A 16,146-nucleotide genomic window follows, 5' to 3' on the forward strand; every position below is an offset into this window, starting at 1 on the left:
ATAGAGGCTTAAGTGCCGAACGACAAAAGAAGTTTTTTCAGTTCGCTGCTTAACTTCATGAACAGGATCTTGTCCTTTTTATCCAGTGCATCATCTAGTTTGCGTTCTAAATCGTCTTTTTTACTGTTAAGGAGCGCTTCGTGAATAATCATGTCAATGAACATTTCCTGAAGGGAAGATTCTCGTTTTTGTTTTTTCATGTAACAGTCTTTAACGAGGTCGGAATAGGATTTATTATTTTTCAAGATAACCACTCCTGACATTCTTTTCTTTATTATATAAAATAATTTGTTGGATAATTCAGAAAATTTAATATATATTCATTCAAAACATGACAAAATATCCAAAAAAATTACAATATTTTGTTAATTTTAGGAGAAAAGTAGGAGATTTATGGTATGATGAGAGAAAAGATAATAGGAAGGAAGCGTTTTATGACAGATTTCAAGCCGAGCCATATAGAAGAATATGAGATATCTCCATTCACCTTACTGATCATGCCCATTAATTATGGAAGCAAAATCTACTCGCATATAATAGAAGTAGAAGATGAGTTTATTTCTCCATTTAAACCTATCGATATTATTAAAAAAAGCTGCGAGTATTTTGGCAGCAGCTATGAAGGCAGAAAAGACGGAACCAAAGAGCTGATTGGCATTACCCATAAAGCACCGATTGCCATCGATCCGACAAGCTCTGTTTTTTTCTTCCCGACCACTTCTCCGATGCGGCCGAAGTGCATTTGGCTGTCGCATTCACATGTTTCAAGATATAACCGCAAAGATTCCACCCATACGAAAGTTGTTTTTAGGAGTAAACAGAATATAGAAGTGCCTGTATCAAGCAGCTCTTTTGGGAATCAGGTTCTTAGAACCGCCCAGCTAAAGGCCAAATTGACCCAGCGGATAGAAGAAAGCGAAAGAAAGTCCTACTATCTTTTTACAGGTTCAGGAAATTCAGAGGCCTCGGAATTTTCTTCTGCATATACTCCAGGAAACCGGAAAAGGTAACAAAAAAGGAAGCTTAGAATATTCATAGACGGAATAACAGCAGGCTTCCTTTATAAGAAAGAGAGCATTTCTTTCCTTTTTTGCTTCTGTATTTATTGGAGCTGCCGGATATTGAAACAACAATTTTTTCCTCATTAACTCACTTCCGCAAGGTTTGGATTGTTCCATTCCCTCTAAATGATTCATAAGAAACTCTTCCCTGGTTTTACCATACGTATTCCGGCACGCCAGCTGTTACTGCACCTCAAGCGAGGAGTTATGGCATCACATGTAAAAGGATAATCAAATCAAACATAGAGCAAACTGAACTCTTCATCCTTTCTTTGCCGGGCATTATTTTTTTGCATCTTCCATTAGCCGTTTAACAAGATAAAATGCCAGTAATTCTTCTACCCGGTTGCGGAGTCTTGGGTTGAAATAATTATGATGCTCTTCATAGCCGCGGTAAAGAAAGCAATACATCGTAAAATCAAGATCTCTCTTCAGCTCACTGACTTTGATATTTTCCCTGCGCAGGTGCTTTCGCACTTCCATTAAATCCTTTTGTGCTATACTCAGTGCTTCCTCTACGAGTTCCATGTATGGCTTTTTTAACTTAAAGGGACTTTCATCAATGATTTTTAAATCGCTATTTAATATCGTGATGACCATTGGAAGATAAATAGCCTGCTCGATAATATTTCTTTCTTTTTCGGGTATACGGGTCACGGAGCTTCAACTCCCTTCTTGATTGTCTATGCACCGGCTATGAAATGGGCTTTGTTTATTAGCCTGTGTCTGCGGTGTTTTTTTTGCAGTGCTGTTTCTTTGTTAAATCCTCCATTTCAGTAAGCGGATTTCAGAATCAGCAGCTTAATTGGCTGAAATATGAAAAAAGCTGCAAATTATAAATAACCCGTTCGTTATGTTTTCAGCTTTCAGGATTTGAAGTGCTTTATACAAATATCTGGTGAGGTCAATAGGCTTTAAATATTCACCATAATCCGATTAACAAACCCATGAAATAAGAAGCAGCTCCCGTACAATTATATGTATGATGAAAATCATTTTAGAACACATGTTCCTGTATTTATATTAATCAATAAACAGCATGGATGCAAGCCTCCACGGCAGGAAATTCATCCCGCTGCTAGTATGATGGCCATTCAAGAAGGACTGTCTGTGATATTGTATTACCCTTTTCTAAACAGGCGCATTTTTAGCCGATCTATGTTATTTCATGAAATAAGCCATCTTATCATGGTTAGGGAACAGAAAGTTAGGGAAAGAAAAAAATAGACCATTTACATATAATTCTTGCTTTTTGAAGGAGAAGTGATATATCTAAGTTATACAATTGACTCTGGACTATACCTTCTCAGAAAATGAATGGAATAGCCTGTGTTCTTAAGGAGATAACTATGGACTTTGACATGATTCAGGAATGGTTTACCTTAGATTATATTTTGGAATTGATGCAGAAATATAAATCATTCGGTCCGATACCCGGGATATTGCTGCCGATGCTTGAGGCTTTCTTGCCGTTTTTGCCTCTTTTCGTATTTGTCTTTGCCAATGCCAGCGCATTTGGATTATGGTTCGGTTTTTTGTTTTCCTGGATTGGTGCCATTACGGGGGCGCTGCTGGTATTTTGGATATTCAGGAAATATGGTCAAAGAAAAGCTTTAAAGTTTCTTCACAAACATAAACAAGTCCAAAAATTAATGAACTGGGTGGACAGGCATGGATTTGGGCCATTGTTTTTGCTGCTTTGCTTCCCGTTCACTCCATCTGCGGTTGTGAACATTGTGGCAGGGTTATCCAGAGTAAAGCCGGTGCAGTATATTCTCGCGGTTCTCGGCGGGAAAATGGTGATGATCTTTACGATAAGCTTTGTTGGTTATGATTTGAGAGATCCCTGATACATAAGCCTGTCAGGACAGTCATTGTATTTTTAGTCATTTTTATTCTATGGTACGCAGGAAAATTAATTGAAGGCAGGTTAAATAAGAGCATGAAGAGGGAGAATGGTTAATATATCTTAGAAACAGGCTATCGGCTAATGGAGGCATAAGGATGGAAAAAAAAAGAAAAGGCCCTTTGTTTGATTGGTTTAAAGCAGGCATCATTGGCTTTGTGCTCTTTCTCCTTATTCGTGCATTTTTCTTTTCAAGCTATGAAGTGGATGGCAAGTCTATGCAGCCTACCCTTCAGGATGGAAATAAGCTTGTTGTGAATAAAATTGGATACCAAATGAAGGATATTCAGCGGTTTGACGTGATTGTTTTTCATGCAAACAGCAAAGAAGATTATGTTAAAAGGGTAATAGGCCTTCCTGGAGATACTATTGCTTATAAAAATGATCAGCTGTATATAAAGGGTGTACGGTATGCTGAGCCATATCTTCAAAGGTTCAAACATCCTTTTCCAGGCCAGCTGCTGACAGGCGATTTCACGCTGAAGGATGTGACGGATACCAATACCGTCCCGAAAGGAAAGCTTTTTGTAATGGGGGATAATCGGCTAGAAAGCATGGACAGCCGCCACTTTGGCTACATTTCCTATAAGCAGGTGGTCGGAAAGGTTGATATGAGATACTGGCCAATAAGGGAATTTAACGTGAATTTTAAAGGGAATTGAACGGTGAAAAAAAGCAAAAGACCTGCAGTTTATGGTTTTTTGCTTTTTTAGTTTTTTAAAGGCTATTTTTTCGAAGATTATTTAAGCTGCTTCAGGTGAGAGTCTATGCCATATTACGTCTCCGCCAATTTTCGGGGATAGGGGATAGCTGGGACGGAAACGGCGTACAAGACTTATTGTGCTGCTCAGGATCAGCAGGACACGTTTTGTTTTTTTTAGATTGTGTTGCCACCATGGACTTTACACAAAGGTCGATTAACCAAAATATACGAACATATGATTGGATTATGGGCGGGGAACAAAGTAAAATAAAGGGAGGAACATATTAATCCGTCGTACCTGGATTCTGGCAGGTACAGCAAATGATAAGTCTTTCAGTGAAGATTCCACCGCATGATGCGCAGGCACCAAAGCCATGCGGAAATGCTGGTGCCATTCAGGGACTTGGCGCAGCGCTGTGATTCTTGTTTCACAGGAAAAAATGCCAGCAATTACAGGATCCTTTTAAAGAAAAAAGGGCTGTTTTTCTGATATGATAATAGCAGGGAAATATGAAAATAAAGTGGGAGAGCTAGGAGGCTGCATAGTGTCGCTTCGTTTTATTACTGGAAGGTCAGGAACGGGAAAAACTTCAGTGATGCTGGATGAAATCCGCAATAAGCTGCAAGATGATCCTGGCGGGAATCCGCTGATCTACCTTGTTCCGGACCAGATGACTTTTTTGTCTGAATATAAATTAATCTCAACACCCGGCCTCGGGGGAATGATCCGGGCCCAGGTCTTCAGTTTCAGCCGCCTTGCCTGGCGCGTGCTGCAGGATACAGGCGGCATGAGCAGGATGCATTTAGACAGCACTGGCGTCAATATGCTGATTAGAAAGATCATAGAAGACAAAAAAGAGAATTTGTCGCTATTTCGGCGTTCTGCTGATAAACAGGGATTTATCGCACAAATTGAAGATATTTTGACAGAGTTTAAAAGATATTGCCTGAACCCGAATGAAATCAAGGAGTATGCCGCCCATAAGCAAGGCGGAGATTCTAAGGCACTGCAGGATAAATTGCACGATCTTGAGCTGATTTACCAGGCTTTCGAGGATGAGCTTATTGGCAAGTATCTGGATTCGGAAGATTATTTTACACTGCTCGCAGAAAAACTTGGGGAGTCTGATTATATCGCGGATGCCGAAATCTACATTGACGGTTTTTACAGCTTTACTCCTCAAGAGCTGCTGATTGTAGCACAATTGATGAAGCTGAGCCGCAATGTCACTATTGCACTCAGTGCTGACAAGCCATATAAGCTTGTGCCTCCTGATAATTTGAGCCTTTTCCGCCAGACAGGAAGTACTTATTACAGCGTATATCAGGCTGCTGCAGGGATGGGCATCGATATTGAAGAAGATTTACATTTGAATGAAGGTGTGAGATTTAAGCAAAGTCCAGGCCTTTTACATTTAGAATCGAATTTCAATATCCGACCGGCAGCACCTTACTATGAACATGGGAATATAACCATCGCACAGGCAGTGAACCGAAGAGCGGAGGCGGAAGGCACGGCACGCGCCATACTTGAATTGGTCCGTGATAAGAAATACAGGTGGAGGGATATTGCCATACTCATCCGCAATGGCCAGGCATATCATGATATCATTCAAACTGTTTTCCGTGATTATCATATTCCTATATTCATTGATTCAAAAAAATCGATGCTCAATCATCCTCTCATTGAACTAATACGCTCTACTCTGGAGATTCTGATTACCAATTGGAGGTATGAGCCAGTATTCCGAGCTATAAAGACGGAGCTTCTTTTTCCTCTGACAAACAGCAATCATGAAATGCGTGAACAGGTGGACCGTCTGGAAAACTATGTTCTTTCAAGAGGCATTAAGGGAAATAAATGGACCTCAAAGGACAGATGGCATTACCGGAGAATCAGGGGACTTGAGCTTGAGGAGCGCATGCAGACTGACAAAGAAATGAAGCAGGAAGAGGAGCTGAACGGCTTAAAGCAGATTTTCACCGAGCCTGTACTAAGGCTTGCGAGAAGATTAAAACGAGCAGAAGATGGCCGGGAATTCTGTGAAGCTCTTTACCTGTATCTGGAGGAATTGCATATTCCGGAGAAACTGGAAAAGCTGAAAGGTGAATCCGAGGAAGAGGGTGACCTGGTTTCAGCGAGAGAGCATGAACAGTCATGGGATGCTGTTGTGGATCTGCTCGATCAGTTCGTTGAAATACTAGGTGATGAAAAAATAACCATCAAGCAATTCTCAGCAATTTTGGAATCAGGAATGGACACGATGAAGTTTTCCATCGTTCCTCCTGCGATTGACCAGGTTTTAGTGGCAAACCTGGATTTGTCCAGGCTTGATTCTGTTAAGGCAGCCTTTGTAATAGGTTTGAATGAAGGCGTGCTGCCGGGTAAAGCTGCTTCAGATGGCATCTTCTCTGACAGTGAGAGGGAAAATCTCACTGCGAATGGACTGGAGGTAGCACCAGGTTCCAAAATACGGCTTCTGGATGAAGAATTTACTGCTTATAAGGCCTTCACGACTCCATCACACGATCTTTACCTGTCATATCCAATGGCAGATGAAGAAGGTAAGGCTTTGCTGCCTTCTTCATATATTAAAAGAGTAAAAGATGCTGTGCCAAATGTATCTGAACTGGTGTATATGAATGATCCTTCTGATCTCGATGCAGATGCGCAGGCGGGATTCGCAGCGAATTATGATGTCGCCCTGTCCTACCTGACAGCGCAGCTTCAATTACAAAAGCGGGGCTATCCAATCGAACCGTTATGGTGGGATGTGTACAATTCCTATATGGATGACAGCCAAGTGAAACGCCGGGCAGTCCGTGTGCTATCAAGCCTTTTCTATCAGAATAAAGTCAAGACGCTAAATGAAGAGACTAGCAAAAAACTTTACGGGGACAGCATTCTTGCAAGTGTATCCAGGATGGAAATGTACAATAGCTGTGCGTTTTCCCATTTTGCGGCACATGGGCTGAAATTGCAGGACAGGAAGATTTACCGCCTTGATGCCCCGGACATCGGGGAGATGTTCCATGCTGCCCTAAAGCTCATTTCAGAGCATTTATATCAAAATCACATTGCATGGTCTTCCCTGACCAAGGAGCAGTGCCTGCAGCTGGCTAAAGCAGCTGTTGAAAACCTTGCCCCGAAACTGCAGAATCAAATTTTGCTCAGTTCAAACCGCCATCATTATTTAAGAAGGAAGCTTGAAAACGTCATAGGCAGGGCTTCTATCGTGCTGAGCGAACATGCAAAGGCGAGCGGTTTTTCACCGATAGGCCTTGAGCTTGGATTTGGCAGGAATGCAGAACTTCCGCCCCTTTCTTTTACATTGAAAAATGGCACTAAAATGGAGCTTATAGGCAGGATTGACCGCGTTGATAAAGCAGAGGAGGAAAATGGCACATACCTTAGGGTGCTGGATTATAAATCAAGCGAAAAAGAATTGAATATGAGCGAAGTTTATTACGGTCTGTCCCTGCAGATGCTTACCTATCTTGATATCATTATTACTCACTCGAGGTCATTAATCGGAAAGGAAGCATCTCCTGCCGGTGTGCTGTACTTCCATGTCCATAATCCAGTGGTGAAGAGCAGCGGGATGCTTGGACTGGATGAAATAGAGGAAGCCATTTTAAAGAACTTTAAAATGAAGGGCCTAGTGCTCGGAGATCCGAATGTTGTTCAATTAATGGATAAAAATCTTGAAATTGGCGTGAATGGAAGTTCGGATATCATCCCGGCCGGTTTTAAGAAAGACGGAACCCTGCAGTCTGTTTCAAAGGTTGCGAGCAGTGAAGAGTTCAGGATGTTAAACCGGCATGTGCGGAATGTATACCAAAGTGCCGGAGATGGTATAACAGGGGGGACAGTTGATATAGCTCCATATAAATTAAAGGAAAAAACCCCATGTACATTTTGTTCGTTTAAAACGGTGTGCCAATTCGATCAATCGTTAGAGGATAATGATTTCAGAATTCTTCTGCCAAGAAAACAGGAAGATGTTCTCAGCTTGTTAAGGGAGGAGATAAAGGGTTATGAGTAAAACAATTATTCCGGCTATGCCGGAGAATGAAAACTGGACAGCAGAACAATGGAAGGCCATTTGGGCAAAAGATCAGGATGTTCTGGTTGCCGCAGCTGCCGGTTCAGGAAAAACGGCAGTCCTCGTCAATCGCATCATCCAGAAGGTTCTTTCGGAAGAAGATCCGATGGATGTAGATGAATTGCTGGTAGTAACATTTACGAATGCTTCTGCGGCGGAAATGAGACACCGGATAGGAGATGCACTCGAGAAGGCCATCCGGTCAAATCCGCAGTCACAACATCTCAGAAAACAGCTCAGCCTGATTAACAGGGCATCGATTTCGACACTGCATTCCTTTTGTCTTGAAGTGATCCGCAAATACTATTATCTTACCGAAATAGACCCCGGCTTCAGAATTGCTGATTCGGCGGAGGCGGAGCTGCTTCGTGATGAAGTTCTTGAGGAGCTTTTTGAAGAACAATACGGGAGAAGTGATAATGAACGCTTTTTCAGGCTGGTGGATGCCTACACAAGTGACAGGAATGATGATGCCCTGCAGGGAATGATCAGGACACTGCATGACTTTTCAAGAGCTCATCCTGATCCAGACGAATGGCTGAATCGTACTGTTTCCATGTATGAACTGCCTGAAGGATCATCGATTGAAGATTTGCCTTTCTATAAGACACTGCTCTTTGATATCGGCCTTAAGCTTCAAAGCGTAAAGGATCTGCTTCAGCAGGGAATGGAGCTGACTAAAGTGCCAGGGGGACCGGCTCCGAGGGCGGAAAATTTCATTGCTGATCTGGAAATTGCAGAAGGGCTGATCGAGGCAAGCGGCCAATCATGGAATTCATTATACGAAAAAATGAATAACTGGAAGTTCTCAACAGCCAAAAGGTGCTCCGGTGCAGATTTTAATAAAGATCTTGTCGATCAGGCAGCAAAGCTGCGCAATAAGGCAAAAAAAATCCTGGAAGATTTAAAAAAAGAGCTATTCATTAGAAAGCCAGAGCACTATTTACAGGATATAAAGGATATGAAGGAATATGCCGAAACCCTTGTGGAGCTGGTAAAAGAATTTGACGGTAAGTTTTCTGCAGAAAAAACGGAAAAAAACCTTGTGGATTTTTCTGACCTTGAACACTACTGTTTAGATATCTTAACGAATGAGAAGAGCGGAGAAATCCTTAAACCTTCAGAAGCTGCTGAGGAGTACAGAAAACAGTTCAAAGAAGTGCTTGTCGACGAATATCAGGACACAAATCTTGTACAGGAGTCTATTTTAAATCTGGTTACGTCAGATGGAGAATATGACGGGAATTTATTCATGGTCGGAGATGTAAAACAGGTGCGCCCATAAGGGCAGATAAGAATCCGGACATTAGCAAGTCCGCAGAGAAAACTCGCAGGCAATACTCTGTCACCGATCACTAACTTAAACTGGGAAACTGATTTGAGGACAATAGCATGTGATTAAAGGTATAATCCGCCAAAGCTGCTTAGGCGAAGATGAATATCGAGGTGAAAGGCGCAGACAAGGATGAAAGCTATACTGCCTGAATGATAGTCCAAGGTGCTTTAATGTCAGCCATGTTGCAGAGCAGCTGAAACGGCATGCGGTCAATGGAATAAAGTATGGTTGTTTTGCTTTATTTGTAAAAGATACATCTTTTCGTGTACATGATGTAATGAGCGAGTCTTGACCGGCCAAACTCAATAAGAGTTAAAGGACGAAAGTCACATCCGACACTGCGCAAGCTAGGTTCTTAACTGTACTAAATGGGGATTGCCTAAACGGGAATGCTGACTAGCTATTGAGGATGATTTCAAGCGAAAGCAAGAAATGTGGCTCATGAAAATCCCGCATGGCAACAGAGCTCCCGCAGTAGTCCGAGCTAGGGAAAGCCTGGTACATGGCGAAGGGGAGCAGTTCATCGGGCATAATACAAAATTGGGAAGGAGCGTGAGGCTCTATGAGAAATCCGAGAGTAGTATTAGCCAGTCTGGCTGGGAAATCCAGCAGTGAAAATTATAAGTATGATAGGCTATATCGGAATTTATATAACCCGGAATTTTTTTGCTTGGCATATCAGCATTTATATGGGAAGCCTGTGGAAATGATGGAAGGGGTAAATAACGATACAGCCGATGGCATGAGTCTTGAAAAAATCAATAACTTAATTGAACGTCTAAAGGACCAATCATACCAGCCTGCCCCAATCGGGAAAGCAGATTTACCGAAAAGGGACGGCAGTAATAGACCAGGTATACCTTCAGTTGAAGATCAATTAGTCCAGGAAGCTGTAAGAATGATACAGGAAAGTATTTATGAGGGGAAATTTGAAGATACATCGCATGGTTTCAGACCAAACAAAAGCTGCCATACCGCAATAATGCAAATCCAGCAGCGATTCAGCGGTGTCCGCTGGTTCGTCAAAGGAAATATCGGAAATTTGTTTGATAATATTGACCGCCATACCTTAATAAGCCTGTTAAGAAAGAGCATTGAAGATGAGAAATTCATTAATCTGATATGGAAGTTCCTCAAAGCGGGTTATATGAAAGACTGGAAATGGCGTAAATGCCATGGCGGGGCTCCTGAAGGAAGTATTATAGGGCCGATATTATCAAATATATACTTTCATGAACTTGATAAATACATGAAAGAGTATAAGGTAAACTTCGATAAGGGCAAAATGCGGGGACATAGCAGTGAATATGTAAATGCAGCAGCCCGGATCAGGCATTATCAGGATAAAATCAGCGCTGCTGGCAAAGAAACCGAAAAAGGAATGGAGTATCTTCAAAAACTTAAAAAGCTGGAAACAAAACTTAAAAATACCCCCTCTAAAAATCAAATGGACAAGAACTTCAGACGATTGTTTTATACAAGACATGCAGGTGACTTTATTGTGGGCATTATCGGGGCAAAGGAAGATGCAGAAAAAATAAATGAAGATGTAACATTGTTTCTAAAAACAAAGTTAAACCTTCAATTACCACAAGAGAATATAAACATAATACATTCTGCAGAAAAAACAAGATTCCTTAGCTACGATATAACAACTGAGCGCGGTAAGAATTACAGATTACAGCGAAGTAATGGAATTAAATCCGCACACCATATGCCTATCAGATTATATGTACCGCATGAACATTGGGAAGGTAAACTAAGGGAATTAGACGTATTGGATACTACCAAAGAAGGTCAATGGAAAGGCAAGGCAAGGCCCCGGATGCAGCAGTATGATGATCTGGAAATCCTATTAAAATATAACTCCGAAATCAGAAGGCTATATGATTATTTCCGATTAGCCCATAATGCAAATGTACTGAACAAATTCTGTTACATTATGGAACAGAGTATGTTAAAAACCTTTGCAAGTAAATATCGGACATCAGTCTCGGAGATTTGGGGCAGATATTCAAAGGATGGAAGATTTAGAGTGAGGTATAAAACAAAAAAAGGGGAAGAGTTTGCCTATTTCATTGATAAGGTAAAAAGACAAAACGATTAAGGAAAAGCATTCTGTTAATACTTATGCTGATGGTTGGACATTGATGGTTTCTGCTGCAGAACCTGGTCCCTGGAGCAGAAATCGAGCAACAGAGCCATAAAAAAAGACTCGAACACTGATAGCCGAATACTATATAATTTGCTGCTCGCGAAGCCTTTTAGACAGGTTATTCTGGAAGACCTTTAAAGCATCATGGCTGAAAGTGACCTGACTAAAGGCAAAAGCTGCGGGTAGAAATATGATTGAAAGGCAGAGAAAGGCGTTTGCCTTCATTTAGAAACTTTCATTCATATAAGACCTGAAGCGGCGAGCTGGACTGATGAATGTGGAGCCGTATACATCGAGAGGTGTACGTACGGTTCTGGGAGGAGTGTTTGGAAACCTGCTATAGCAATATAGCAAGGCGCCGGGCGCTTACTTGATTCTATTTATCGTTTTCGATTGGCAGAGCCAAATTTATTTCTCGGAAAATATGCAAGATTTACCCATGAAGGAGAACAGACAGGCTTAAAAATTGATCTGAACCGGAATTTCCGCAGCCGCAGCGAAGTTCTTGACGGGACAAACTTCTTATTCAAACAGCTGATGGGAATGACTGTCGGCGAAATTGAATATGATGAGGATGCTTCTTTAAAAAAAGGAGCCAGTTATCCTGATGACGGGCCGCATCCTATTGAAATGTTTCTGATTGACGGCGGGAAAAACGATGAAGAGGCTGTTGCATCCCTTAAGGAAGAATCTGATGAGGGAGAAGCCGGATTTGAAAATGAGGAACTTGAGAATGCACAGCTTGAAGCAAGAATGATGGCTAAGCTGATTAAGAAGGCAATAGGAGAAAAAAAGCAAATCATTGACCCAAGAACAGGTAAATCCCGCTCAGCCGCATACAGGGATATTGTCATTTTACTGCGTTCAATGCCATGGGCTCCTCAAATCATCGAGGAGTTTAAAAAGGCGGGAATACCTGTCTATGCCAATTTGTCCACAGGATATTTTGAGGCGACAGAGGTTGCTATTATGCTTTCCTTGCTTAAAATCATTGATAATCCCCAGCAGGATATCCCGCTTGCTTCCGTATTAAGATCCCCCATTGCCGGCCTGGATGAGGAAGAGCTTGCACAAGTGCGCCTGTTTCATTCAGGGAGCTATTATCAGGCTGTCGCAGAGTACTGCTTAAAAGGAGACCCTTCAGAAAATGAGGCTCTTTATGAAAAAGTGTCATCTTTTTACACAAAACTTTCAGCATGGAGAAAAGCTGCCAGGCAGGAGGCACTTTCTGACTTAATTTGGCTGTTATTCCGGGATACCGGCTTCTATGATTTTGCAGGAGGAATGCCGGGAGGAAAGCAGAGGCAGGCAAATCTTAGAGCACTATATGACAGGGCAAGGCAATATGAGACAAGCTCTTTTAGGGGATTATTCCGTTTCTTAAGATTTATTGAAAGAATGCAGGAGCGGGGAGATGACCTCGGTGCTGCAAGAGCTTTGGGTGAACAGGAAGATGTTGTGCGGATTATGACCATCCACTCATCGAAGGGTCTGGAATTTCCAATCGTCATGTTTGCAGGGCTTTCCAGGCAGTTTAATATGATGGATATCCGAAAATCCTATCTGCTTGATAAAGACTTAGGGTTTGCATCGAAATTCGTGAATCCCGAACTTCGGATTACCTATCCTTCTCTGCCGCAGATTGCATTTAAGAAAAAAAAGCAGCTTGAAATGATAGCGGAGGAAATGCGGGTTTTATATGTTGCGCTGACAAGGGCAAAGGAAAAGCTTTATTTAATTTGTTCCTTAAAGGATTCTCAAAAATCCATTGCTTCATGGTCAGCTAATGCATCCCATGGGGAGTGGCTGCTGAAGGACTATGTCAGGGCAAACGCCAAAAGCTACATGGACTGGATTGGACCTGCTATTATCAGGCACCGGGACCTGGCTGAAATAGCCGGTATGGACGGCGGAACGGCTGCAGACAATAGCAGCATCACTGGCCATCCTTCAAAGTGGAAAGCCCAGATTGTTGCATTAGAGGAACTTCAATCAGAAGAAGACGGAGAAGCCGCGGAGCAGCAGAATTTGCTTGATCATGTGAAGCATGGTGAAAACGTGGAAGTTCAATCAGGATATAATGACCAAATTCATAAACAGCTTACGTGGATTTATCCGCATTTGGAAGCTTCCATACACCGTTCGAAGCAGTCGGTCTCGGAGCTGAAGCGGCAAAATGAACTAAGAGATCAGGAAAGCTCCACAGAGCTGCTGCGGAAATATAAGCGCCCGATTTCGAGAAGGCCGCAATTTTTGCAGGAAAAGTCATTAACTCCGGCAGAGAAGGGAACAATTACACACCTTGTCATGCAGCATATAGATGTAAGGAAGCCGGTTACCGAGGCAGCGATTGATGAGCTCTTACACAGCTTAATAGATAGGGAGCTCCTAAAAGAAGAACAGATGGACGCCGTTGACAAAGACGTGATAGCAAATTTCTTCAATAGTGAGATAGGAGAAAGACTGAGCCGGGCAGAGGTAATCCGGCGTGAAGTTCCCTTTACAATGTCCCTTCAGGCAGCTGAGATATATTCAGATTGGAAGGGAGAGGACGAACAAATTCTTGTTCAGGGTGTAATCGATTGTATTTTTGAAGATTATGAGGGACTCGTATTAATCGATTATAAAACAGATGCTATCCAAAACAGATTTGCACATGGCTTTCAAGGAGCAAAAGAAATACTGGCTGATCGGTACCATCTTCAGCTTGAACTCTATACCAGAGCAATTGAAGAAATTCTAAACAAAAAGGTAACGGAAAAGTATTTATTCTTTTTTGATGGAGCACACCTGCTCGAAATGTAAACAACCAGGGAGACAGCAGAGCTGTCTCCCTAGTTGTTTCCTGTAATCGGCTGATCGATGCCGTTCACATCAAGTACATTGCTTCCGTTAATGCCGTTTATAGTGAAGATTAAGCCGCCAGAGTTGACAGATCCTGAACCTGCTATCGTTTTGGCTGCAGATTTGGGGGAAGTAACAAGAGAATCTCCGAATTGCAAGACCCCTCCTCCTACGTTAATGATTTGAACGGGCCCTGTTATTGCAGGCATCTAAAACATTCCTTTACCATGAATTTTTAGTATTCTTTCATGAAGTATTGGTATCCGGCGAGGGGGAACCCTGAGAGGGCGCAATTTTGCTTAGCCTACGAATATGTTTAATCCTGGATTTCATTCTGATATGATCCGTGTTTCCGATAGAAATAACGGAAGAGACCGTGGCTCCAATAAAATCCAGTCTGCCGACTTGAATAAGCGGTGATTTATTTATTGTTTTTATGAAAACTGGCTCTTCTATAGGCAAGTAAACAGACGGATAGCCGAATACCCTGTAAGTTGAGTAATCTTCTTCATTGCTGTAATTATATTTTACATCCCTCTGCACAGCTAAAACTTCTGAAACTCCATCAATATAGCGTGTATCTCCAATTTGCAGAACGGAGCTGAAGATGAGGCTTTTTCCAGTGATGGAATCAACTTTGGATATTCTTGAAAACATGGAATTAACCTTGTGAGCTAAATGGCACAAATGGGCCAATGATTAAAGATTCAGGTGGTGTATCAAAGGCCGATGACAGCTGGACGGTCTGCACATCACCAATGTGCAGAAGTGAAGAGGCTGCCACACCAGTGACTTTGATTTCTCCGACACATATTTCATGATTTGTTACATTAAACTCCATTATCGCCGTTCCCCCCTGTTTGACTGTTTGATTGACTCATAAAAGCGGCAATGGCAGCATGTATATCAGAAGTGATCCGCTCAATTACTTTTTCTTTTACATTCTGAAGCAAATGAGGGACCCTCTCAGGCTGCGGTGTTTCGTTGATGTACATATCAATCCGGGCAGGCAGCTGCCGTTCTACATCATGCCTAATGAAGTCATGATAAGAAGGATCCATTGCTGTCCCGCTTCTTTCCTCGTTTTCTAAAATAATGGCAGGCAAGCTGCCTTTTATAGCATCAGAGATGTCAGCTGTCATGATATCTCTTTCAGGAAAAATATAGGGCACTTGAGCCGCTGGATTTTTATTAACGGTAAATTCATCAATATTAGCCAGGTCATTTGGATTCAACCCGATATTTAAGGTGCCTTCTAAAGACTCAACTTTGAGCTGATCGAATTTATATTCAATTCTTTCAACATTAATGGGGGGCTTTTTTTTTATTTCATCCAGTTCATTTGCCAGGCGTGTAAGATCACTTTCAAGCTTTGCTATCCGCCTGTCCTGGGCCTCCAGATATCGCTGCATTTGTTCTGCATAGGAATAAAATTCAGATTGCATGGGGTGTCTTCACCTAACCTTCAGCAAAATTTTCAGATGAAAGGATTTAATCAAGTATATGCAGGAACTGGGCGCAGGTGAACAGACTTGCAATTATTCCCTTCCGGCAGTGAATGGAGTAGTAATTTCAAAGCCTGGTGCCGGTGCAGTGAATCCTCCGGTATTCGAAAGAGTTGAATATGGCTTTATGACCCCGGCGCTTCCAATTTGGAAAACGGAAGAATTGGACACACTGCCGATTTTAATCATATTAATATGAATGGATTGCTGAATATTAAAAATCATGATGTGCCTCCTTACCGTACAGCATCCGTACATTAAAGGTTAAAAAGAATTGGCTGATCAGCGGCATCAGTATCATAGGTATTTGTTGAACTGTGTGCATTGTATAAAGAAATGGTGTCCCCTGTGTTAAAAGAGCCAGCCCCGGAAAAAGTTTTTGAGGTGGAGTAAGGAGCTATTTTAAAAACATCTCCAATATGAAATACACCGCTGCTGCCGACACTGATCACTTGAACAACACCAACGATGGCCGGCATACAGGCACCTCCCCTGCTGAATGAAAGTTCTAGGTTATCATATGTGAAAGC

14 protein-coding genes and 1 pseudogene are annotated in these 16,146 nt (G+C 42.0%); 7 read left to right on the top strand and 8 right to left on the bottom strand.

Translation table 11 applies throughout. The features are described from left to right. Window positions 1-8 precede the first annotated feature (8 nt). Entirely contained in the window at window positions 9-245 is a 237-nt protein-coding gene (locus BM126_RS00995; protein WP_177201265.1) for an IDEAL domain-containing protein, read from the bottom strand. Window positions 246-398: 153 nt separating this feature from the next. Here BM126_RS00995 and BM126_RS01000 point away from each other — a divergent pair, with 153 nt between their 5' ends. Then, window positions 399-1,010, top strand: a complete 612-nt coding sequence (locus tag BM126_RS01000; RefSeq protein ID WP_256212937.1) for a competence protein ComK — start codon at window positions 399-401, stop codon at window positions 1,008-1,010. 333 nt (window positions 1,011-1,343) lie between these two features. Here the strand turns inward: BM126_RS01000 and BM126_RS01005 are convergent, their stop codons facing one another. Continuing rightward, window positions 1,344-1,718, bottom strand: a complete 375-nt coding sequence (locus BM126_RS01005) for a YhjD family protein (protein WP_090987366.1) — start codon at window positions 1,716-1,718, stop codon at window positions 1,344-1,346. Between the two features lie 692 nt (window positions 1,719-2,410). Here BM126_RS01005 and BM126_RS01015 point away from each other — a divergent pair. The 6 genes and pseudogenes from BM126_RS01015 (at window position 2,411) to addA (ending at window position 14,072) form a co-directional block, all read left to right on the top strand. Further along, a pseudogene (locus BM126_RS01015) lies at window positions 2,411-3,024 on the top strand (TVP38/TMEM64 family protein). 41 nt (window positions 3,025-3,065) lie between these two features. Beyond that, on the top strand, window positions 3,066-3,629 hold the full coding sequence (gene lepB, locus BM126_RS01020) for a signal peptidase I (protein WP_090987370.1): 564 nt from the start codon (window positions 3,066-3,068) through the stop codon (window positions 3,627-3,629). A gap of 586 nt (window positions 3,630-4,215) precedes the next feature. Further along, complete coding sequence (gene addB, locus BM126_RS01025) at window positions 4,216-7,716, top strand: helicase-exonuclease AddAB subunit AddB (RefSeq protein ID WP_090987372.1); 3,501 nt, start codon at window positions 4,216-4,218, stop codon at window positions 7,714-7,716. Then, window positions 7,709-9,061 carry a UvrD-helicase domain-containing protein gene (locus BM126_RS01030; protein ID WP_090987374.1) on the top strand — a complete coding sequence of 451 codons (1,353 nt, stop codon included), beginning with the start codon at window positions 7,709-7,711 and terminating at the stop codon, window positions 9,059-9,061. Before addB ends, BM126_RS01030 begins: the two co-directional genes overlap by 8 nt. Before the next feature lie 613 nt (window positions 9,062-9,674). Continuing rightward, window positions 9,675-11,219, top strand: coding sequence for a reverse transcriptase/maturase family protein (locus BM126_RS01035; RefSeq protein WP_090987375.1), 1,545 nt, complete (start codon window positions 9,675-9,677; stop codon window positions 11,217-11,219). Between the two features lie 426 nt (window positions 11,220-11,645). After that, a complete protein-coding gene (gene addA, locus BM126_RS01040) occupies window positions 11,646-14,072 on the top strand; it encodes a helicase-exonuclease AddAB subunit AddA (RefSeq protein WP_090987377.1) in 2,427 nt (808 codons plus the stop codon). A 29-nt stretch (window positions 14,073-14,101) separates the two neighbouring features. On the opposite strand, the gene BM126_RS01045 is transcribed toward addA, so the two are convergent. The 6 genes from BM126_RS01045 to BM126_RS01070 form a co-directional block, all read right to left on the bottom strand. After that, entirely contained in the window at window positions 14,102-14,320 is a 219-nt protein-coding gene (locus tag BM126_RS01045; RefSeq protein ID WP_090987379.1) for a spore germination protein, read from the bottom strand. 37 nt (window positions 14,321-14,357) lie between these two features. Further along, window positions 14,358-14,768: a spore germination protein GerPE gene (locus BM126_RS01050; protein ID WP_090987381.1), complete on the bottom strand. Its 411-nt coding sequence runs from the start codon at window positions 14,766-14,768 to the stop codon at window positions 14,358-14,360. 4 nt (window positions 14,769-14,772) lie between these two features. Then, entirely contained in the window at window positions 14,773-14,952 is a 180-nt protein-coding gene (locus tag BM126_RS01055; protein ID WP_090987383.1) for a spore gernimation protein GerPD, read from the bottom strand. Next, entirely contained in the window at window positions 14,942-15,556 is a 615-nt protein-coding gene (gene gerPC, locus BM126_RS01060) for a spore germination protein GerPC (protein WP_090987385.1), read from the bottom strand. The genes BM126_RS01055 and gerPC overlap by 11 nt, the downstream gene beginning before the upstream one ends. 93 nt (window positions 15,557-15,649) lie before the next feature. Beyond that, the gene (locus tag BM126_RS01065) at window positions 15,650-15,841 is read right to left on the bottom strand and encodes a spore germination protein GerPB (protein WP_071350136.1); all 192 of its coding nucleotides are present in this window, start codon (window positions 15,839-15,841) and stop codon (window positions 15,650-15,652) included. A gap of 32 nt (window positions 15,842-15,873) precedes the next feature. Beyond that, complete coding sequence (locus BM126_RS01070; RefSeq protein WP_071350137.1) at window positions 15,874-16,095, bottom strand: spore germination protein; 222 nt, start codon at window positions 16,093-16,095, stop codon at window positions 15,874-15,876. Window positions 16,096-16,146: the final 51 nt, after the last annotated feature.

The sequence above is a fragment of the Bacillus sp. OV322 genome (assembly GCF_900112495.1).
Classification (GTDB): Bacteria; Bacillota; Bacilli; order Bacillales; family DSM-1321; genus Peribacillus.